Here is a 20,089-nt window from a genome sequence, read left to right as displayed (position 1 = left end):
GGTTCTACCGCCCCCGGGACACCCCATGCCGCCCCCGCGCAGCCGTGCCCGGCCTCGGCCCTTCGGGCTCGGTGGCGGCGGGCGCCCGCCTGCGGGCCACGACCGTCCACACCAGCAGCCCGAGAACCAGCAGACTCCCCGTGCCGATGCCGCCCGCCGCGACGACGGTCATGGCCAGGCGCTGGTCTCCGCTGCCCGAGGAGTTCCCGGAGCCCTCCCCCTCGCTGGTGCTCCCCGTGTCCCCGTCGTCACCGCCGCCCCCCGCGCCACCCTCCAGCGTCTCCCCCGTGGTGCCATCCTCGGCGGCCTGCCGGTCCCCCTCGGTGACCTCGAAGACCCCACGCGGTTCGGAAGCGCCCAGATACCCCGGCCCGGCCCCTGCCTCGCCCTCCAGCCGCACCCGCAGCGTCAGCCCGACCGGCTCGTCGCCGAACCGGGCGGCGACCGGCGCCCCGAGGTGCAGCGCCAGGTAGTACCAGCCCGCGAACCGCATCCCGCCCACTTCCTCGTCGTGGGAGAAACGGTTCTCGTACGCGACGGGCGGAAGCGGGTCCAGGGCGACAGACCGTTGGTCGCCCCCGTAGTTGGCTGTTCTGTCGTCCACGGAGCCGCGTACGGGGTTGTAGAGCGACATGACGAACGCGTTCCCCACATAGCCGTCGCCCTCGGTCGTGCTGCCCAGTTCGGCGGTGGCGTGGAGTTGCTGCCCCCAGCCGACGGGCACCTTGTAGAAGAGCGTCTCCCCTGCTCTGATGCCGGCCTCGTCCTGCCAGACGCCCTCTGCCAGGGGGCTTGCCGTGGCGAAGCCGCTCCCGCCCCGGCGGGGCTCGGGGTCACCGGACACGGCATCGGGCGATGCGGAGTTCCAGCTCTGGGGGGCGGTCGTCGGGCCGCCCTTCGTCACGGCGGGCTCCGAGACGAAGCCGAGCTCCAGCCCCCACTCCTCCGACGCGTCCTTCGAGGGGGATCCCGCCACCGAGCCCGAAGCCGCGCTGGAACCCGCGCTCGAAGCCGAGCCCGTACTTGCCCCCGGTCCGATCCCGGTCCCGGTCACCGAACCGACCCGCTCGACGACGACGTAGTACACCCCGGCCCCCTGGCACATGTACTCGTCGCTGCCGACCTCCCGCGAGGCCCAGGCGGTGACGGGATGCCCGCTGCGGGTCGGTCCGAAGCGGGCGGTCTCGTAGGAGCAGCGATGTGCGTCGGCGTCCTGCAGGGACACCCTGACCCCGTCCGCGGAGCCGACCGCCGCTCCCGGCTCAGGTACGGCCGTGGCCGAGACGTACGCGTTGGCGGCGGCGCCGAGATCGAGGCGGAAATACAGCTTGCCGCCCGGTCCGATGGAGCTCCGGTAGGTCTTGCCGGCCGCCAGCCGCACGGCTCCCGTGCTGCCGGCGGCGCCCTCGACCGTCGTCGCGTCCTCGGCGTAGGAGTACGGGCTAGGTGCGTCGGCCGCCGCGGCGAGCCCGGGCTGCGCCGTCGTCACGCACAGGGCGGCTCCCACGGCCGCCGCAGCTCGCCACCAGACAGTGCGCCGCCCCATCAAGCGCCACCCCTCGTCGTAGACCGTGATTCCGGGGCCCCACCAGGTGGTCACGGCCCCGAACGCGCCCATCCTGCCGGGCCGTGCGCGCCGATGCGGGTGTTCCTGGGGAGAGGCGGCTGAAAACGGCTGCTGCCCGGACCGACACCTTGCTCCTGCAAGCACATCGTTCACGAAGGCGAATCAAAGCCTGCCGGATTGTCGCCGAATGTTCCGGAAGGGAGGAGAGGTACCCCCGAGCGACACAAAACCCCGGCCGCCAGGCGGCCGGGGTCTGCTCTGAGACTGATGTCGATGTTCACGAACCCGTGGGCACGGAGTCAGTCGCCTCCGTCCACAGATCCTGCTCGGCGCGATCCGCCTGGATCTGGCGGTACACGAGGAGCCCGCCGATGGCGGCCAGTGCGACCAGGAGAAGCTTCTTCACCGCGCGACCTCGTCTTTCCTTGACGTAGGGGACCTCTGGCGCCCGACTATACACACCGACCGATACCGATCGGTGACCTGCGTCGGCACCCCCAACTCCCGCCGGGAAGGCCGCAGTAGAACCGGACGCCACTGTTCCGATCGCAGGCTCATCACACAGGTCCATCACATCTCGCACACCTCGGCGGATCCCATGGATCTCGGCCTGCCGCAACTCCTCAGACCTCCTTGCACCCATCCGAGTGGTGTTCATCCGAAGATCGACGCGCCATGGACGTCGGTCCATGATTTCGGAGCCCACATACACATCATGAGGAAAGTACGCAAATCGCCCAACCCGAAAGTGAGGGGCCATGGCCCAGAACAAGGTCATGAAGCTGTGGACCGCCATCGTCACCGCCTTCCTCGCGCTGTGCACGGCGCTCGGACTCGTCACGACCACGGCCTCGGCCGCGGTACCGCAGACCGAGACCACCCGCACCTGCGCGGCTCTCGCGACGACCCCGGCGATGCCCCTTCCGGTCCGGCCCCACGACCGCGCCCTGCCCCCCACGATGAAACAGCGCATCCGCGCCGAGGCCCACGGCTCCTCCCCCTCCTGCCGCCACCGCACGGCCCTGGACACGGCCGCGGACACCGCCGCGAACGTCACGGGCCGGGTTGCCGCCCCGGAGGCGCCTCTCCCACAGGCCGAGCATCCAGGCGCACCTCTCCAGCGCTGATCCCCGGCAGGAAGACACCCACCCAGCGGCGATCTTGCGTACGACGCCCGGTAGAAGAGCCTGAACGACGAAGACCCTCAGCCAGCGGCGGCTGAGGGTCTTTCCGTGCGTGGAGCGCGTTCGAGCACGGTCCTCGGGATGTACCGGGACCACCGGCCCACAGAATGTGGGGACCACCGGCGCACAGGATGTGTGGGACCACCGGCCAAGGGGAGCAAGACGTCTGCTCCGACGCCTTGTTGGTGAGACCCCCTACGTACCACCCGACGACAGCAAAGACCCCCAACCGCAATCGGTTGGGGGTCTTCAGTCCGGTGGGGCTAACAGGATTTGAACCTGTGGCCTCATCCTTATCAGGGATGCGCTCTAACCAACTGAGCTATAGCCCCGCCGCGCTCTGCGGTGTGTGTCCCGCGCGCTGACTCCTGAAGATTAGCGCACGACGTGGGCAGTCCCAAAATCGATACCCGCGGGGCCACCGCGACGCGGTGAGCCGCGCTTACTCGTCCTCGGCGAGCGTCAGCTCGATGCCGCCCACGAAGCCCGCGGAGAGGTTGTAGATGAAGGCGCCGAGGGTGGCCAGGGCGGTGGCGAGGACGACGTCGATGACCGCGATGATCGTGGTGAAGATCAGCACGTTGGGCAGCGACAGGAACGCCTGCAGATCGAATCCGTTGGACTCGTTCGACCCGGTCGCCTCGGAGATGGTGGCGCCGACCGTCGAGAACACACCCATCGCGTTCATGACCATCCACAGCACCGCGGCCGCGACGACCGTGCAGATACCGAGGGCGATGGAGAGCAGGAAGCTGACCTTCATCACGGACCACGGGTCGGCCTTGGACACCCGAAGCCGCGCCTTGCGCGTGCGCGGGGTCGTGCGCGCCCCCGTCCGGGGCTTGCGGGAAGCCTCCGGAGCCGGCGCGTAGGCCTGCGGCGGGTGGTACGGGCCCGCCTGTTGCTGCGACTGCCGCTCACCTGGCAGCGCGGAGGCAGCGGCCTGTGCCGGGGCCTGCGGCTGGGGCTGTGCCGGGGCCTGACGGCCGGATCCGCCCTGAGCCGCGGCCGGACTGCCGGACGCGGGCTTCTGGGTCTGCGGACCACGGGTGTCCGTCACGGTCGCCCCCTGGGGTCCGGGCTTCTCCGACGCGGGCGCGGCCGCATCCTTCGCGTCCGGCTTGATGGCCTTCAGTTGGGTCGTGTGCGTGTCCATCGCACGCGCGGCGGAGCCACGGCCGCCGCCGTCCGCCTCCGACCCGGTCGAAGTGCCGGCCGAAGTACCGGACGATCCCGCGCCCGTGGCTCCGCTCACGCTGACTCACTCCTCGTGCTACTCGGACGAGGGCGCCTCACCCTCGTCCGTACCGGTCGTCACGGCGTCCTCGGCGGTCTCGTCCACGGCAACGTCGCCGTCGACCTCCTCCGCCTCCCGCCCCGCCTCGGCGTTCCGAGCGATGCCGACCACGGCATCGCGCTTGCCCAGGTTGATCAGTTGGACGCCCATGGTGTCACGGCCGGTTTCCCTGATCTCGTTGACTCGCGTACGAATCACACCGCCCGACAGCGTGATGGCGAGGATCTCGTCGGTCTCCTCGACCACCAGCGCGCCGACGAGCGATCCGCGGTCCTCGACGATCTTGGCGGCCTTGATGCCGAGGCCGCCGCGACCCTGGACGCGGTACTCGTCGACGGCGGTCCGCTTCGCGTACCCGCCGTCTGTGGCAGTGAACACGAACGTACCGGGTCGAACAACATTCATCGAGAGCAGCTCGTCGCTCTCACGGAAACTCATGCCCTTGACACCCGAGGTGGCACGGCCCATGGGCCGCAGCGCCTCGTCCGTCGCCGTGAAGCGGATCGACTGTGCCTTCTTGCTGATCAGAAGGATGTCATCCTCTGCCGATACGAGTTCGGCTCCGATCAGTTCGTCATCGGAACCGTCCTCCTTCTCACGGAGGTTGATCGCGATGACACCGCCGGAACGGGGCGAATCGTAATCCTTCAGAGGCGTCTTCTTCACAAGTCCGCCCTTGGTGGCGAGCACCAGATAGGGCGCGGCCTCGTAGTCGCGGATCGCGAGGATCTCGGCGATCGCCTCGTCCGGCTGGAAGGCCAGCAGGTTGGCGACGTGCTGTCCACGCGCGTCACGCCCGGCGTCCGGCAGCTCGTAGGCCTTGGCCCGGTACACGCGGCCCTTGTTCGTGAAGAACAGCAGCCAGTGGTGGGTCGTGGACACGAAGAAGTGGTCGACGATGTCGTCTTCCTTGAGCTTCGTGCCGCGTACGCCCTTGCCGCCGCGCTTCTGCGCCCGGTAGTCCACCGTCTTGGTGCGCTTGACGTAACCGCCGCGCGAGACGGTGACGACGATGTCCTCCTCGGCGATGAGGTCCTCGATGGACATGTCGCCGTCGTAGGGGACCAGCATCGTCTTGCGGTCGTCGCCGTACTTCTCGACGATCGCGGCGAGTTCCGCGCTGACGATCCCGCGCTGGCGCACGGGGGAGGCGAGGATCGCGTTGTACTCGCGGATCTTGGCCTGGAGTTCGTCGTGCTCCTGGATGATCTTCTGGCGCTCCAGGGCGGCCAGGCGGCGCAGCTGCATCTCGAGGATGGCGTTGGCCTGGATCTCGTCGATCTCCAGGAGGTCCATCAGGCCCGTGCGTGCGATGTCGACGGTGTCGCTGCGCCGGATCAGCGCGATGACCTCGTCGATGGCGTCCAGGGCCTTCAGCAGACCGCGCAGGATGTGCGCCCGCTCCTCGGCCTTGCGCAGCCGGAACTTCGTCCGGCGGACGATGACCTCGATCTGGTGCGTCACCCAGTGGCGGATGAACGCGTCCAGGGACAGGGTGCGCGGCACGCCGTCGACCAGGGCCAGCATGTTGGCGCCGAAGTTGGTCTGCAGGTCGGTGTGCTTGTACAGGTTGTTCAGCACGACCTTGGCGACGGCGTCGCGCTTCAGGACGATGACCAGACGCTGGCCCGTACGGGACGACGTCTCGTCGCGGACGTCCGCGATGCCGCCGATCTTGCCGTCCTTCACGAGGTCGGCGATCTTCTGCGCGAGGTTGTCCGGGTTGACCTGGTACGGCAGCTCGGTGACCACCAGGCACTGCCGGTTCTGGATCTCCTCGACCTCGACGACAGCGCGCATCGTGATGGAGCCGCGGCCCGTGCGGTAGGCCTCCTCGATGCCCTTGCGGCCGACCACCAGGGCTCCGGTCGGGAAGTCGGGGCCCTTGATGCGCTCGATCAGCGCGTCCAGGAGGTCCTCGTGAGAGGCCTCGGGGTTCTCCAGGTACCACTGGGCGCCGGCCGCTACCTCGCGGAGGTTGTGCGGGGGGATGTTGGTCGCCATACCGACCGCGATGCCCGCCGAGCCGTTGATCAGCAGGTTCGGGAAGCGGGCCGGCAGGACGGTCGGCTCCTGGGAGCGGCCGTCGTAGTTGTCCGTGAAGTCGACGGTGTCCTCGTCGATGTCACGGACCATCTCCATCGACAGCGGCGCCATCTTGCACTCGGTGTAGCGCATGGCCGCCGCCGGGTCGTTGCCCGGCGAGCCGAAGTTGCCGTTGGAGTCCACCAGCGGCATCCGCATCGACCACGGCTGCGCGAGGCGGACCAGCGCGTCGTAGATCGAGGAGTCACCGTGCGGGTGGTAGTTGCCCATGACGTCGCCGACGACGCGGGCGCACTTGTAGAAGCCCTTCTCGGGCCGGTAGCCGCCGTCGTACATGGCGTACAGGACACGGCGGTGGACGGGCTTGAGACCGTCGCGTACGTCGGGCAGCGCGCGGGACACGATGACGGACATCGCGTAGTCCAGGTACGAGCGCTGCATCTCCGTCTCGAGCCCGACGGGCTCGATGCGCACGGTCGTCTCGCCGGCGTCGTCAGGCGTGACGGGGGGGTTCTCGTCGGCCATTGCTGGTGGGGATCCTTCCTGGTGCGGTCAGCTGAGACCGACTCAGATGTCGAGGAAGCGGACGTCCTTGGCGTTGCGCTGGATGAACTGGCGCCGGGCCTCGACGTCTTCACCCATGAGCACCGAGAACAGCTCGTCGGCCTGGGCGGCGTCGTCCAGCGTGACCTGGCCGAGGACGCGGTGGTCCTGGTCCATGGTCGTGATGCGCAGTTCCTCGGCGTTCATCTCGCCGAGACCCTTGAAGCGCTGGATCGAGTCCTCCCGGACGCGCTTGCCGTTCTGCCGGCCGAGCTCGATCAGGGCGTCGCGCTCACGGTCCGAGTACGCGTACTCGAAGTCGTCCCGGCCCCACTTGATCTTGTAGAGCGGGGGACGCGACAGGAACACGTGCCCGGCCTCGACCAGCGGCCGCATGAAGCGGAACAGGAAGGTCAGCAGCAGCGTGTTGATGTGCTGGCCGTCGACGTCGGCGTCCGCCATGAGAATGATCTTGTGATAGCGGAGCTTCTCGATGTCGAAGTCCTCGTGGACCCCGGTACCGAAGGCGGAGATCAGCGCCTGGATCTCCTGGTTCTGCAGGATCTTGTCGATCCGCGCCTTCTCGACGTTGAGGATCTTGCCGCGGATCGGGAGGATCGCCTGGTACTGCGGGTTGCGGCCGGACTTGGCCGAGCCGCCGGCGGAGTCACCCTCGACGATGAAGATCTCGCACTTGATGGGGTCGTTCGACTGGCAGTCGCTCAGCTTGCCCGGCAGGGACGCCGTCTCCAGCAGGCCCTTGCGACGGGTCAGGTCACGCGCCTTGCGGGCCGCCACGCGCGCGGTGGCCGCCTGGATGGACTTGCGGATGATGTCCGCGGCCTCGACCGGGTTGCGGTCGAGCCAGTCCGTCAGGTGCTCGTGGACGACCTTCTGCACGAAGGTCTTGGCCTCCGTGTTGCCCAGCTTGGTCTTGGTCTGGCCCTCGAACTGCGGCTCGCTCAGCTTGATCGAGATGATCGCGGTCAGACCCTCGCGGATGTCGTCACCCGTGAGGTTGTCGTCCTTCTCGCGGAGCAGCTTCTTGTCGCGCGCGTAGCGGTTGATCAGACCGGTCATCGCGGCACGGAAGCCCTCTTCGTGCGTACCGCCCTCGTGCGTGTGGATGATGTTGGCGAAGGAGTACACACCCTCGCTGTAACCGCTGTTCCACTGCATCGCGACCTCGACGGACAGGGACTTCTCCCTGTCCTCGGCCTCGAAGTCGATGACGGACGGGTGCACCACGTCCCCCTTGCGGGAGTTGAGGTGCTTCACGAAGTCGACGATGCCGCCCTCGTAGTGGTACGAGACCGTCTTGACCTCGTGCTTCTCGTCCTCACCGGCCTCGTCCGCCCCGGCGGTGGCCTTCGCGGACTCACGCTCGTCGGTGAGGTTGATCCGCAGACCCTTGTTGAGGAACGCCATCTCCTGGAAGCGCCGCGACAGCGTCTCGAAGGAGTAGTGGGTGGTCTCGAAGATGTCCGGGTCGGCCCAGAAGGTGACCGAGGTGCCGTGCTCCTCCGTGGCCTCGTGCTGGGCGAGCGGGGCGGTCGGCACGCCCAGTTTGTAGTCCTGCGTCCAGCGGTGGCCGTCGGTCTTGACCTCGACGGCGACCTTCGTCGACAGGGCGTTCACCACGGAGACGCCGACGCCGTGCAGACCGCCGGAGACCGCGTAGCCGCCGCCGCCGAACTTGCCGCCCGCGTGCAGGACGGTCAGCACGACCTCGACGGCCGGCTTGCCCTCGGACGGGACGATGCCCACCGGGATGCCTCGGCCGTTGTCGACGACACGGACACCGCCGTCGGGAAGGATCGTCACGTCGATGGTGTCCGCGTGGCCGGCCAGGGCCTCGTCGACGGAGTTGTCCACGACCTCCTGCACCAGGTGGTGCAGGCCGCGCTCACCGGTCGAGCCGATGTACATGCCGGGCCGCTTGCGGACCGCGTCCAGCCCTTCGAGGACGGTGATGGCACTGGCGTCGTACGCCGTGGGCGAGGCCTCGGCCGTTCCGGCCAGGGCCTCGGTGGACGGGATGTTCTCGTTGGGGTTGCCGGAATCGGCCACGAAGCGCCCTTTCTGGCACAGCACAAGCCAGGCTCTTGGCGGGTTTGCCGGAGCGGCTGCGGCATGTTGCGGTGGAAGCCTTTGTCAGCGATGCACAGTGTTTCCGAAGCGGTCCCCACGAATGGGGCGGGATTAGCTTCCAGTCTACCGGTAGCGCCGACAGTGATGGGGGTTTGCCGGTACCTGAGTCCGCATGTGCCGCCCTGAACCGGTCCCTCCCGACTCCCCATATGCCGAGCGGGGCTCCAAGAGGCTCACAGCGGCACTCAGCGCTTCCGGGTGTCAACCCTTTGCTACTCCCGGGTCAGGTCGACGTTCGCATCCGCATGCGAACGTCCGCGCCGGAGCACACGGGCGCCCGTCGACGCTCGGACGACCGCCGGTCGTGGGCGTGGATGCGCCAGGAAATGTGACTTCGGTCACCCGTAGGTATCGCCGGGACCGGTGCTCCCCGGGGCCCGCAGGGGACCGTAGCGGCGGGCGGAGCCGGCGGGGCCGTGGACCTTGAGGAGCCGCACGGTGCCATGGCCGAGGTCCTCGTTGAGCCGGGCGACGAGCTGCGGGGCGAGGAGGCGTACGTTCGTCGCCCAGGCCGTGGAGTCGCACCGCACGTGCAGGACCCGCTCGTCCTCGTCGTACCGCTCCGGCACGCACCGGCGGGCCAGGTCGTCGCCGACGATCTGGGGCCAGCGGCCCATGACCCCGCCGACGGCGGCCGGCGTCTCCCAGCCGCGCTCGGTGATCAGCCGGTTGATGGCGGGGCCGAGCGGCATGGGGTCGCGGCCGTCGGCACGCGCGCCCGAGCGCAGCCCGCCGCCCCGCCGCGCCTGCTTCTGCTGCTGGGTGGCTTCGCCACGCGCGCGTGCGGCCTCCTTCGCGGCGCGCAGCGCCACGCGCGCGAGGTCCACACCGGAGGGCTCGGGCGGCTCGGGGGTTCCCTCGGATCCGCTCATACGCGCTCCACCGTCCCGTCGGACACGGCGTACCGCGTCCCCGTCAGTACGTCCGGTACGTCGTCGTCGACCGCGGCGGTCACCAGGACCTGCTCGCCCGGCGCGACCAGCTCCGCCAGGCGCTCCCGCCGACGGGTGTCCAGCTCGGCGAAGACGTCGTCGAGGACCAGCACCGGCTCGTTGCCCTCGGCTCGCAGCAGGTCGTAGGAGGCGAGCCGCAGCGCCAGGGCGTACGACCAGGACTCGCCGTGGGAGGCGTAGCCCTTGGCCGGCAGCTGACCGAGCTTGAGGGTCACATCGTCCCGATGCGGTCCCACGAGCGTGACGCCCCGCTCGATCTCCTGCTTCCGGCTCTCGGTGAGGGCCGCCGTCAGCTGCTCGTACAGCTCCTCGCGCGCGTGACCGACGAGGCCCGGCGAGGAGGGTTTGTACTCCAGCCCGACAGGGCCGCCACCGGGTGCCAGCTGCTCGTACGCCTTGTCGGCCAGCGGCTGGATCGCGGCGACCAGATCGAGGCGTTGGGCGAGCAGCTCGGCGCCCACGCGCGCGAGGTGCTGGTCCCAGACGTCGAGTGTGGAGAGGTCCATGGAACGGCCGCCGTGTCGGCGCGCCAACGCGGCCGTCTTGAGGAGGGTGTTGCGCTGCTTGAGGACCCGCTCGTAGTCGGAGCGCACCCCCGCCATGCGCGGGGCTCGCGCGGTGATCAGTTCGTCGAGGAAGCGGCGCCGCTCACCGGGGTCGCCCTTGACCAGCGCGAGATCCTCCGGCGCGAACAGCACCGTTCGTACGATGCCGAGCACATCGCGTGGCCTGACCTGCGAGGACCGGTTGACGCGGGCCCGGTTGGCCTTGCCGGGGTTCAGCTCCAGCTCGACCAACTGTTGCCGCTCGCCCTGCCGCACCTGTGCCCTGATCACCGCGCGGTCGGCGCCCATGCGGACCAGGGGCGCGTCCGACGAGACCCGATGGCTGCCGAGGGTGGCGAGATAGCCGACCGCCTCGACCAGGTTCGTCTTGCCCTGCCCGTTGGGGCCCACGAACGCGGTGACGCCCGGGTCGAGCGGGACCTCGACCCGGGCGTACGAGCGGAAGTCGGCCAGCGACAGGTGCGTGACGTGCATGGTCGGGTGCCGACCTCCCCCGGGGTTGTGGACCACCGTGCGGTCCTGTGGACGATTTCTCGTCGACCGCAGTGTGGTCGTTCTCGTCTTCTGTGCCGTGCGTTGCTTCTTGCCGTGAACTACTTCTTCTCGACCGCGTGGCCGCCGAACTGGTTCCGCAGCGCCGCGATCATCTTCATCTGCGGCGAGTCCTCCTGGCGCGACGCGAACCGCGCGAAGAGCGAGGCCGTGATCGCGGGCAGCGGCACGGCGTGGTCGATGGCGGCCTCCACGGTCCACCGGCCCTCACCGGAGTCCTGTGCGAAGCCCTTCAGCCCGTCCAGGTGCTCGTCCTCGTCGAGGGCGTTCACCGCCAGGTCGAGGAGCCAGGAGCGGATGACCGTGCCCTCCTGCCAGGAACGGAACACCTCGCGGACGTCCGTCACCGAGTCGACCTTCTCCAGGAGCTCCCAGCCCTCGGCGTAGGCCTGCATCATCGCGTACTCGATGCCGTTGTGGACCATCTTCGCGAAGTGGCCGGCGCCGACCTTGCCGGCGTGCACCGCGCCGAGGTCGCCCTCGGGCTTCAGCGCGTCGAAGACCGGTCGTACCTTGGCGACGTTCTCCGCGTCGCCGCCGTACATCAGCGCGTAGCCGTTCTCCAGGCCCCAGACGCCACCGGAGACACCGCAGTCGACGAAGCCGATGCCCTTGGCCGCCAGCTCCTCGGCGTGCTTCTCGTCGTCGGTCCAGCGGGAGTTGCCGCCGTCCACGACGACATCACCGGGCTCCAACAGCTCGGCCAGCTCGTCGACGGTCGACTGGGTGGCGGCACCGGCCGGGACCATCACCCACACGACCCGCGGGCCCTCGAGCTTGCCCACAAGCTCTTCGAGGCTGTGGACATCGGCGAGGTCCGGGTTCCGGTCGTATCCGATGACGGTGTGGCCGGCGCGGCGTATCCGCTCGCGCATGTTGCCGCCCATCTTGCCGAGGCCGACGAGACCGAGCTCCATCAGTTGTTCCTTAGGTTGCGACGTGGCAGGAGGGCACCTGAACTGCGTACCCACGCACGAGCCTAAACCCGGACGCTCACGCACACCTGTGGGCATACCCGCTCATAAGTACACCCCCACCTGCGGCTTCGTGCCGAGGGCCCGGTGATCGACCGGGCCCCACAGCGCTGTGGACAACCGCTGCGGCTCGGCCGCGGCGGAGTCCGGCCGGTCAGCCGCTGAGCCGCACCGGCATGATCAGGTACTTGTAGGCCTCGTCCGCCTCGGCGTCCACAGCCGGCTTGCCGCTGAGCAGCGCGGGCTTGGTGGACGTCGTGAACGACAGCTGGGCCACCGGGGAGTCGATGGCGCTCAGGCCGTCCAGCAGGAACGTCGGGTTGAAGGCGATCGAGATGTCGTCGCCCTCCAGCTGGGCGTCGACCCTCTCCACAGCCTGTGCGTCGTCGCTGGAGCCGGCCTCCAGGATCAGCACGCCCTGCTCGAAGCTCAGGCGCACCGGGGTGTTCCGCTCGGCGACCAGGGCGACACGCTTGACGGCCTCCACGAAGGGGGCGGTCTCGATGACGGCCACGCTGTTGAACTCCGTCGGGAACAGCGTGCGGTACTTCGGGAGGTCGCCCTCCAGCAGCCGCGTGGTGGTACGGCGGCCCGCGCCCTCGAAACCGATCAGGCCCTCGCCGGAGCCCGAGCCGGAGAGCGCCAGGATGACGCTGTCGCCGCTCGTGAGGGCCTTGGCGGTGTCGAGGAGCGTCTTGGCGGGCACCAGGGCGACCGCGGACGCCTCGGGGTTCTCCGGCTTCCACAGGAACTCGCGGACCGCGAAGCGGTAGCGGTCGGTGGAGGCCAGCGTGACCGTGTCGCCCTCGATCTCGATGCGTACGCCGGTGAGGACGGGCAGCGTGTCGTCGCGGCCGGCGGCGATGGCCACCTGGGCGGCGGCGGAGGCGAAGACCTCGCCCGGGACGGTGCCCGTGGCGTTCGGCATCTGCGGCAGCGCCGGGTATTCCTCCACAGGCAGTGTGTGGAGGGTGAACCGCGAGGAGCCGCAGACCACCGTCGCCCGTACACCGTCTGTGGAGATCTCCACAGGGCGGTTGGGGAGGGCGCGGCAGATGTCGGCGAGGAGGCGACCGGAGACGAGCACTGTGCCCTCCTCGTCGACCTCGGCCTCCACGGACACCCGTGCGGAGACCTCGTAGTCGAAGCTGGAGAGGCTCAGCTGGCCTTCCTCGGCCTTCAGAAGGAGGCCGGCGAGGACCGGCGCCGGCGGACGGGCCGGGAGGCTGCGCGCCGCCCAGGCAACTGCCTCCGCGAGTACGTCGCGTTCCACCCGGATCTTCACTGTTGCCGCCTCCTGCTGTTGCCGGCGCTTCTCGCCCTGCCTGGCTTCGTCGTCTGTCTCGGTGTCGCTGGCTCCTGTGACGGGAAGGACACCGGGGAACAGTCTGACGCACACCACTGACACTCGGAGCCTCTCGGGGTCAAGTCGTGACGAGGCGCGGTCAGGCAGCCGAGAGCGAGTTGTGCACAGGACCCACTTCGAAACGGATTCCCAGCTCTCTCTAGTTGGGAGTAGTAGTAGGGCCTGTGGAAACCGTGGATAACCCCGTTTTCGCAGCTCAGGCGGCAAATTTTGTCCACCGTGCCTGTGGGCGGAGGCGGTGGACAACCAGGGGTTTCTGTGGAGAACAGAAAGTTCTGCACACACCGTGCACAGCCCCGGGGGACTTCTCCCCAACGGCGTCCCCAGGTTTACCCGTCTTTCCCACAGCCCAACCGGGCAACTTCGTGTGACGCCTTTCACTCGACACGGTGAGGAGGCGCGTGGGCTTGCCGAACAGTGGACAGGCATGTGGAGAAGCCGACGATCACTGGGGACAACCAGCCGCAGCCTGTGGGCCGTCGGTGGACAACTCCGTCCACAGTCTGTGGATCGCCGCTCCGCCCACAGCCTGTGGAGATCTTTCGTCCACGGATCCACAGGGGGGTGACCTGGCCCGATGATCTCTCAACAGCCCACCCTGTGGACACGATCTGCATAACTTCCCGGTCCCCAGGGTGTGGACGGCAGAAAGTCCCCGAATCTGTGGAGGAAGGCCGTAACGCCGCAGGTAATCGAACACGTGATGACGGGACGGCGACGGACTCGACGGCTCCGGAGCCGCCCGGAGCCGGCCCGGATCCGTCGAGGAGACGGCTCGAAGCGGTCCAGGAGGCGCGCCTGGGCCGCCCAGGAACGCCGAAGGCGCCCTCGGGAACTCGTCCCGGGGCGCCTTGTGCGACGACGTACTACTGGGTTCTGCGGCCCATTCGGCAGCCGTCAGCCGTTCTTGATGCGGTTCGTCAGCTCCGTCACCTGGTTGTAGATGGACCGTCGCTCGGCCATGAGCGCGCGGATCTTGCGGTCGGCGTGCATGACGGTGGTGTGGTCGCGGTTGCCGAACTGCGCGCCGATCTTGGGCAGCGACAGGTCGGTCAGCTCACGGCACAGATACATGGCGATCTGGCGGGCCGTGACGAGGGCGCGGCCGCGTGAGGTGCCGCACAGGTCCTCGACCGTGAGGCCGAAGTAGTCGGCCGTAGCGGCCATGATCGCGGTGGCGGTGATCTCCGGGGACGCGTTCTCACCGCCCGGGATCAGGTCCTTGAGGACGATCTCGGTCAGCCCGAGATCCACCGGCTGCCGGTTGAGCGACGCGAACGCCGTCACCCGGATCAGCGCGCCCTCCAGCTCGCGGATGTTGCGCGAGATGCGGGACGCGATGAACTCCAGCACCTCCGGCGGGGCGTTGAGCTGCTCCTGCACCGCCTTCTTGCGCAGGATCGCGATCCGCGTCTCCAGTTCGGGCGGCTGGACGTCGGTGATCAGACCCCACTCGAAACGGTTCCGCAGCCGGTCCTCCAGGGTCACCAACTGCTTGGGCGGCCGGTCGCTGGAGAGCACGATCTGCTTGTTCGCGTTGTGGAGCGTGTTGAAGGTGTGGAAGAACTCCTCCTGCGTCGACTCCTTGTCCGCCAGGAACTGGATGTCGTCCACGAGCAGGATGTCCATCTCCCGGTACCGCTTGCGGAAGCTGTCGCCCTTGCCGTCGCGGATGGAGTTGATGAACTCGTTGGTGAACTCCTCCGAACTCACGTATCGCACCCGCGTGCCCGGGTAGAGGCTGCGCGCGTAGTGCCCGATCGCGTGCAGCAGGTGCGTCTTGCCGAGGCCCGACTCCCCGTAGATGAAGAGGGGGTTGTACGCCTTGGCCGGCGCCTCGGCGACCGCCACCGCGGCCGCGTGCGCGAAGCGGTTCGAGGCGCCGATGACGAAGGTGTCGAAGAGGTACTTCGGGTTCAGCCGAGCAGTCGGCTCACCCGGGCCGGGGGCAGGCGCGGGCTGCGCCGCCAGCGGGCCGGGCGCACTGCTGGCCGGCCCGCCCCGGTGCACGTGCCCCGAGCCGGGTGGTGGGTCGGGCAGCTCACGCCGGTCCCGTCGCGGGTAGTCGTCGGAGTCGGGGCCGGACCGGTCGTAGTCGCCGCGTGGCTGGTCGTAGTCGGAGCGTCCGGAGCCGTACTCGGAGCGCTGGTCGTACGGCGGCCGGTCCATCGACTGCGAGCGGTAGTCCGACGACGGCGAAGCGTAGGGGTCCCGTTCGGGGAACCCGAGTCTCTGTTGCTGCCAGCCGTAGTCGTCCTGCGACGACCGCGGCCAGGCGCCAGGCTCGGGCCGCTGGTACTCGGACGGATACGCGGGACGGGCGGTCGGAAGCTGGTCCGAGCGGCCGGTGGGGTTCTGGTCCGAGCGCGGGGGCGGCAGCAGGTCGCCCGGCCCGCCGCTCCCCTGTTCGCCACGTCCCGGACCACGGTCGTCGGCCCGGTGACGCCCGTACCCCTCGTAGGGGGCGCGCCCCTGGTTGTCGTATCCGTTCGGGCTCTCGTAGGGGTTCTGCTTCTCGTATCCGCCGCGCGCCTCGCGCCCCTGGCTGTCGTACGTGTCCCTGCTGTCGTAGGACTCGCGGTTCTGGGCCGGGACGGAGGGGAGCTCGGGGTCCTCGAAGCGGTGCTGGACCGGCGGGGGTGGGGGTTCGCCGACGGAGCTGTCGACGGTGATCGCGATACGGATCGGGCGGCCGCACTCCCGGCTCAGGGTCTCGCTGACGATCGGTGCGAGACGGCCCTCGAGTACGCCCTTCGCGAACTCGTTCGGGACGGCGAGAAGTGCCGTGTCCGCGACCAGGGCGAGCGGCTGGCAGCGCTTGATCCAGCGCTCGTCCTTCACCTCGACACCCTGGCCCTGGCCCTCACCCAGGAGCTTTTCCAGTACGCGTGGCCACACTGCGGCAAGATCGGCAGGTACGTCAGCCACAGGGCACGCTCTCTCACAGGTCCCACGAACGTGTGGTTCTGGGACAGGTCGGTTTGGAACTCGGGTGGGGCGCTCGGAATGAGGTGCTGGTGGGCGGGTCGGGTCCCAACAGCCAAAGGAAAGGGAACGAATCGGAGTTCAGTCACGGTAGTCACGGCGACGGGTACGGTTCAAGTTGTTGTCCCCAGCCTGTGGACAGTGTCTCTCCGTGACCTCTGGTTTGACCGGATGGCGTAGCCGCGCGTACCGTAACCAGGTCGAGTTGTCGATGGCTGCTGCCGCCTGCCTCCGATGGGCACAGATCGCGTCAGGTGATCGGACAGCGGTGCACTCGGGCGTTTTTACGAGCTACTCGTGGGCGCACGGTGACAGCCAGGACGGCACCCGCAAACACCGATTTCTTTCTGGAGCCCCCGAGTGAGCAAGCGCACCTTCCAGCCGAACAACCGTCGTCGCGCGAAGACCCACGGCTTCCGCCTGCGGATGCGTACCCGTGCCGGTCGCGCGATTCTCGCGAACCGCCGCAGCAAGGGTCGCGCCAGCCTGTCCGCCTGATCCCGATCAGGTCATGACGTCGTGCTGCCTACCGAGCATCGGCTGAGGCGGCGCGAGGACTTCGCGACCGCGGTACGACGAGGACGCCGGGCCGGACGCCCTCTCCTCGTCGTTCACCTACGTAGCGGTGCCACGGACCCGCACGCGCCTGGGGAGAGCGCTCCCCCGACGCGTGCGGGTTTCGTCGTGAGCAAGGCCGTCGGTGGCTCGGTGGTGCGCAACAAGGTGAAGCGCAGGCTTCGCCATCTGATGCGCGATCGAGTCGCCCTGTTCCCCCCCGGTAGCCTGGTAGTCGTACGAGCGCTGCCCGGAGCGGGTGACGCCGACCACGTACAACTGGCCCAAGACCTGGATGCCGCCATAGGGCGGCTGCTGGGAGGGGGCGCACGATGAAGTACCCGCTGCTGGTGCTGATCAAGCTGTACCAGTGGACGATCAGTCCGCTGCTCGGGCCGGTGTGCAAGTACTACCCGTCGTGCTCCCACTACGGCTATACGGCCATCGACCGGCACGGTGCGATCAAGGGAACGGCACTCACCGCCTGGCGCATCCTGCGGTGCAATCCGTGGTCGCTCGGCGGTGTGGACCATGTCCCGCCGCGCAAGCGGCCGCGGTGGCACGAGATGTTGCGTGGCGCCTGGCGTGCACGCAAGGGCGGGACCTCCGCCGCCGAACCGGCCACCGAGGGGCATGTCTCCTCGGGCCCGGCCGCAGAGACCCCGTCCCATGCCCAAGGAGCATGATTAGTGGACACGATTGCCAGCCTCTTCAGCTTCATCACGACACCTGTCTCCTGGGTCATCGTCCAGTTCCACACGGTGTACGGCGCCCTCTTCGGCGCTGACACCGGGTGGGCCTGGGGCCTGTCGATCGTGTCCTTGGTGATCCTGATCCGTATCTGCCTGATCCCGCTCTTCGTGAAGCAGATCAAGGCGACCCGGGCGATGCAGACGCTGCAGCCCGAGATGAAGAAGATCCAGGAGCGCTACAAGAACGACAAACAGCGTCAGTCCGAAGAGATGATGAAGCTGTACAAGGAGACGGGCACCAACCCGCTCTCCTCGTGCCTTCCCATCCTGGCGCAGTCACCGTTCTTCTTCGCCCTGTACCACGTGCTCAACAGCATCGCGAACAACGACACCATCGGTGTCATCAACGCGAGCCTGCTGGAGAGCGCGCAGAAGGCGCACATCTTCGGTGCCCCGCTGGCCGCGACCTTCACGGACTCCGCCGCCGAGGCCCAGGCGCTCGACGCTTCGATCACCACGGTCCGGATCGTCACGGCCATCATGATCGTCCTGATGTCTGCGTCGCAGTTCTACACGCAGCGCCAGTTGATGACGAAGAACGTCGACACCACGGTGAAGACGCCGTTCATGCAGCAGCAGAAGATGCTGATGTACATCTTCCCGATCATGTTCGCGGTCTTCGGCATCAACTTCCCGGTCGGTGTCCTCGTCTACTGGCTGACCACCAACGTGTGGACCATGGGCCAGCAGATGTACGTCATCCACAACAACCCGACCCCGGGTTCCAAGGCCCAGGCCGCTTACCTGGAGCGTCTCTTCAAGCACGTCACGCACCACGGCAAGACCCGCGGCCGCGGTGAGCGTGCCATCGTCAAGGCGATCGTCGCCAAGGGCCGTGACCGCAACGAGTACGAGCGCAAGTTCATCACCGGTCTGAGCAAGGAGGGCCTCGCGGCCCAGGCCGACGGCACCGTCGTCAAGAGCGAGGCCTCGGCCGTCGCCACGGCCGAGGACGGTACGCCGACGACCCCCAGGCGCCAGCAGCCCAAGCGTCAGACCAAGGCCCAGCGTCAGTCCGGCGCAGCGAAATCCGCCGACGACGCCGAGCCGAAGGACGAGCCCACGTCCCTGACCAAGTCCGACGGGCCGGAGGACGCCAAGCCGGCGGCCCCGGCCAAGAAGACCGCGCCCAAGCCCGGCACCGGTGGTCGCAGCAAGGCTCAGTCCGGTCAGCGCAAGGGTCAGCAGCGCCCCAAGTCCCCGTCCAAGAAGTAAGAAGGAGCCCATCCCGTGACGGAAGGCACCACCTCCGCCGCCTCCGAGGGTGGCGACACCCTGACCCGCCTGGAGCAGGAGGGTGAGATCGCGGCGGACTACCTGGAAGGTCTGCTGGACATCGCCGATCTCGACGGCGACATCGACATGGACGTCGAGGCCGACCGTGCCTCTGTCTCGATCATCAGCGACTCCGGTAGCCGCGATCTGAACAAGCTCGTCGGCCGCGAGGGCGAGGTGCTCGAGGCGCTCCAGGAGCTCACCCGCCTGGCCGTGCACCGCGAGACCGGCGACCGCAGCCGACTGATGCTGGACATCGCCGGCTACCGGGCCAATAAGCGCACCGAACTCTCCGAGCTGGGTGCCAAGGCGGCGGCCGAGGCCAAGAGCACGGGCGAGCCCGTGAAGCTGCAGCCGATGACGCCCTTCGAGCGCAAGGTCGTGCACGACGCGGTCAAGTCCGCCGGTCTGCGCAGCGAGTCCGAGGGCGAGGAGCCGCAGCGCTTCGTCGTCGTCCTGCCTGCCTGATCCGGTACGAACGCTTCTCCGGCCCCGTCTGCCTGCAGGCGGGGCCGGACTTTGTCAGCCTGTTGTTCTGGTGTCAGCGCCCAGTGCGCTCTTGCGGTACGGAAGGACGGTCCCCGTGACGGAGGCAGCGGAGCTCCCCCCTGCGCCCGAGCAGGCGCGCGACGTATTCGGTGATCGCTACGCGGACGCGGTCCGATACGCCGAGCTCCTGGCTGAGGCGGGAGTACAGCGCGGGCTCATCGGCCCGCGGGAGGTACCCCGCCTGTGGGAGAGGCATCTGCTGAACTGCGCGGTGCTCTCCGAGGTCGTGCCCGAGGGGGTGACAGTGTGCGATGTCGGCTCCGGTGCCGGACTGCCCGGTATCCCGCTGGCCCTGGTCCGGAACGATCTGAAGATCACGCTGCTGGAGCCCCTGCTGCGGCGCACGAACTTCCTGACAGAGGTGGTCGAACTCCTGGGTCTCGACCATGTGACGGTCGTCCGTGGCCGAGCTGAAGAAGTCCTCGGGACGCTGCAGCCGGTCCATGTGGTGACGGCGCGAGCGGTGGCCCCACTGGATCGACTGGCCGGCTGGGGCATTCCGCTGCTGCGCCCGTACGGAGAGATGCTGGCACTGAAGGGCGACACGGCGGAGGAGGAGTTGAAGAGCGCAGCCACAGCCCTGAGCAAGCTCGGCGCCGTGGCGACCTCCATCCACCATGTGGGCGAGGGCGTCGTCGATCCGCTGTCCACAGTTGTCCGTGTGGAGGTCGGGGAGAGCCCGGGTGGCGTGCGCTTCGCGGCGAAACGGGCGAAGGCGGCTCGGACAGGGCGGGCACGGCGTCGCCGCTAGGCATTGATCTGGACCTCCGCTGA

General features: G+C 68.5%; 17 protein-coding genes and 1 tRNA gene. 7 read left to right on the top strand and 11 right to left on the bottom strand.

The window, feature by feature from the left end; all coding sequences use genetic code 11:
• Nucleotides 1-4: 4 nt before the first annotated feature.
• Nucleotides 5-1,489, bottom strand: coding sequence for a hypothetical protein (locus PUR53_RS29615; protein ID WP_329910203.1), 1,485 nt, complete (start codon nucleotides 1,487-1,489; stop codon nucleotides 5-7).
• Nucleotides 1,490-1,844: 355 nt separating this feature from the next.
• Nucleotides 1,845-1,973 (bottom strand): DLW-39 family protein, encoded by a 129-nt coding sequence (locus PUR53_RS29610; protein WP_003999697.1) that lies wholly within the window; start codon nucleotides 1,971-1,973, stop codon nucleotides 1,845-1,847.
• A gap of 352 nt (nucleotides 1,974-2,325) precedes the next feature.
• On the opposite strand from PUR53_RS29610, the gene PUR53_RS29605 reads away from it, so the two are divergent.
• A complete protein-coding gene (locus tag PUR53_RS29605) occupies nucleotides 2,326-2,694 on the top strand; it encodes a DUF6344 domain-containing protein (protein WP_329910202.1) in 369 nt (122 codons plus the stop codon).
• Between the two features lie 315 nt (nucleotides 2,695-3,009).
• On the opposite strand, the gene PUR53_RS29600 is transcribed toward PUR53_RS29605, so the two are convergent.
• The 9 genes from PUR53_RS29600 to dnaA all read right to left on the bottom strand — a co-directional run bounded on the left by PUR53_RS29600 (nucleotide 3,010) and on the right by dnaA (nucleotide 16,127).
• Nucleotides 3,010-3,083, bottom strand: a tRNA-Ile gene (locus PUR53_RS29600).
• Nucleotides 3,084-3,193: 110 nt separating this feature from the next.
• A complete protein-coding gene (locus tag PUR53_RS29595; protein ID WP_329901808.1) occupies nucleotides 3,194-4,006 on the bottom strand; it encodes a DUF3566 domain-containing protein in 813 nt (270 codons plus the stop codon).
• A gap of 18 nt (nucleotides 4,007-4,024) precedes the next feature.
• On the bottom strand, nucleotides 4,025-6,619 hold the full coding sequence (gene gyrA, locus PUR53_RS29590; protein WP_329901809.1) for a DNA gyrase subunit A: 2,595 nt from the start codon (nucleotides 6,617-6,619) through the stop codon (nucleotides 4,025-4,027).
• A 42-nt stretch (nucleotides 6,620-6,661) separates the two neighbouring features.
• Complete coding sequence (gyrB, locus tag PUR53_RS29585) at nucleotides 6,662-8,731, bottom strand: DNA topoisomerase (ATP-hydrolyzing) subunit B (protein ID WP_329901810.1); 2,070 nt, start codon at nucleotides 8,729-8,731, stop codon at nucleotides 6,662-6,664.
• Between the two features lie 395 nt (nucleotides 8,732-9,126).
• Nucleotides 9,127-9,660: a DUF721 domain-containing protein gene (locus PUR53_RS29580; RefSeq protein ID WP_329901811.1), complete on the bottom strand. Its 534-nt coding sequence runs from the start codon at nucleotides 9,658-9,660 to the stop codon at nucleotides 9,127-9,129.
• Nucleotides 9,657-10,781, bottom strand: a complete 1,125-nt coding sequence (gene recF / locus PUR53_RS29575; protein WP_329901812.1) for a DNA replication/repair protein RecF — start codon at nucleotides 10,779-10,781, stop codon at nucleotides 9,657-9,659. The genes PUR53_RS29580 and recF overlap by 4 nt, the downstream gene beginning before the upstream one ends.
• A 119-nt stretch (nucleotides 10,782-10,900) precedes the next feature.
• On the bottom strand, nucleotides 10,901-11,776 hold the full coding sequence (gene gnd, locus PUR53_RS29570; RefSeq protein WP_329901813.1) for a phosphogluconate dehydrogenase (NAD(+)-dependent, decarboxylating): 876 nt from the start codon (nucleotides 11,774-11,776) through the stop codon (nucleotides 10,901-10,903).
• 211 nt (nucleotides 11,777-11,987) lie between these two features.
• Nucleotides 11,988-13,118, bottom strand: a complete 1,131-nt coding sequence (gene dnaN / locus PUR53_RS29565) for a DNA polymerase III subunit beta (protein WP_215456970.1) — start codon at nucleotides 13,116-13,118, stop codon at nucleotides 11,988-11,990.
• A 978-nt stretch (nucleotides 13,119-14,096) separates the two neighbouring features.
• Nucleotides 14,097-16,127: a chromosomal replication initiator protein DnaA gene (gene dnaA, locus PUR53_RS29560; protein ID WP_329901814.1), complete on the bottom strand. Its 2,031-nt coding sequence runs from the start codon at nucleotides 16,125-16,127 to the stop codon at nucleotides 14,097-14,099.
• A gap of 417 nt (nucleotides 16,128-16,544) precedes the next feature.
• Between dnaA and rpmH the strand changes: the two genes are divergently transcribed.
• From rpmH to rsmG, 6 genes are all read left to right on the top strand, one after another.
• On the top strand, nucleotides 16,545-16,682 hold the full coding sequence (gene rpmH / locus PUR53_RS29555; RefSeq protein WP_005482975.1) for a 50S ribosomal protein L34: 138 nt from the start codon (nucleotides 16,545-16,547) through the stop codon (nucleotides 16,680-16,682).
• Between the two features lie 21 nt (nucleotides 16,683-16,703).
• Entirely contained in the window at nucleotides 16,704-17,075 is a 372-nt protein-coding gene (rnpA, locus tag PUR53_RS29550) for a ribonuclease P protein component (RefSeq protein ID WP_078853524.1), read from the top strand.
• Nucleotides 17,072-17,425 (top strand): membrane protein insertion efficiency factor YidD, encoded by a 354-nt coding sequence (gene yidD / locus PUR53_RS29545; RefSeq protein WP_329901815.1) that lies wholly within the window; start codon nucleotides 17,072-17,074, stop codon nucleotides 17,423-17,425. Before rnpA ends, yidD begins: the two co-directional genes overlap by 4 nt.
• A 3-nt stretch (nucleotides 17,426-17,428) precedes the next feature.
• On the top strand, nucleotides 17,429-18,706 hold the full coding sequence (yidC, locus tag PUR53_RS29540) for a membrane protein insertase YidC (RefSeq protein WP_329901816.1): 1,278 nt from the start codon (nucleotides 17,429-17,431) through the stop codon (nucleotides 18,704-18,706).
• A 15-nt stretch (nucleotides 18,707-18,721) separates the two neighbouring features.
• Nucleotides 18,722-19,234: a Jag family protein gene (locus PUR53_RS29535; RefSeq protein ID WP_329901817.1), complete on the top strand. Its 513-nt coding sequence runs from the start codon at nucleotides 18,722-18,724 to the stop codon at nucleotides 19,232-19,234.
• 115 nt (nucleotides 19,235-19,349) lie between these two features.
• Nucleotides 19,350-20,066: a 16S rRNA (guanine(527)-N(7))-methyltransferase RsmG gene (gene rsmG, locus PUR53_RS29530; RefSeq protein WP_329901818.1), complete on the top strand. Its 717-nt coding sequence runs from the start codon at nucleotides 19,350-19,352 to the stop codon at nucleotides 20,064-20,066.
• Nucleotides 20,067-20,089: the final 23 nt, after the last annotated feature.

It is taken from the genome of Streptomyces sp. SP18BB07, assembly GCF_036322545.1.
Lineage (GTDB): Bacteria > Actinomycetota > Actinomycetes > Streptomycetales > Streptomycetaceae > Streptomyces > Streptomyces deccanensis.
This window is presented reverse-complemented; position numbering and strand designations above follow the sequence as displayed.

What these genes read in the sequence shown, in the direction of transcription:
- PUR53_RS29605 (WP_329910202.1), top strand. Translation starts at nt 2,326, where the DNA reads ATGGCCCAGAACAAGGTCATGAAGCTGTGGACCGCCATCGTCACCGCC.
- recF (WP_329901812.1), bottom strand. Translation starts at nt 10,781, where the DNA reads ATGCACGTCACGCACCTGTCGCTGGCCGACTTCCGCTCGTACGCCCGG.
- PUR53_RS29580 (WP_329901811.1), bottom strand. Translation starts at nt 9,660, where the DNA reads ATGAGCGGATCCGAGGGAACCCCCGAGCCGCCCGAGCCCTCCGGTGTG.
- gyrA (WP_329901809.1), bottom strand. Translation starts at nt 6,619, where the DNA reads ATGGCCGACGAGAACCCCCCCGTCACGCCTGACGACGCCGGCGAGACG.
- yidD (WP_329901815.1), top strand. Translation starts at nt 17,072, where the DNA reads ATGAAGTACCCGCTGCTGGTGCTGATCAAGCTGTACCAGTGGACGATC.
- gnd (WP_329901813.1), bottom strand. Translation starts at nt 11,776, where the DNA reads ATGGAGCTCGGTCTCGTCGGCCTCGGCAAGATGGGCGGCAACATGCGC.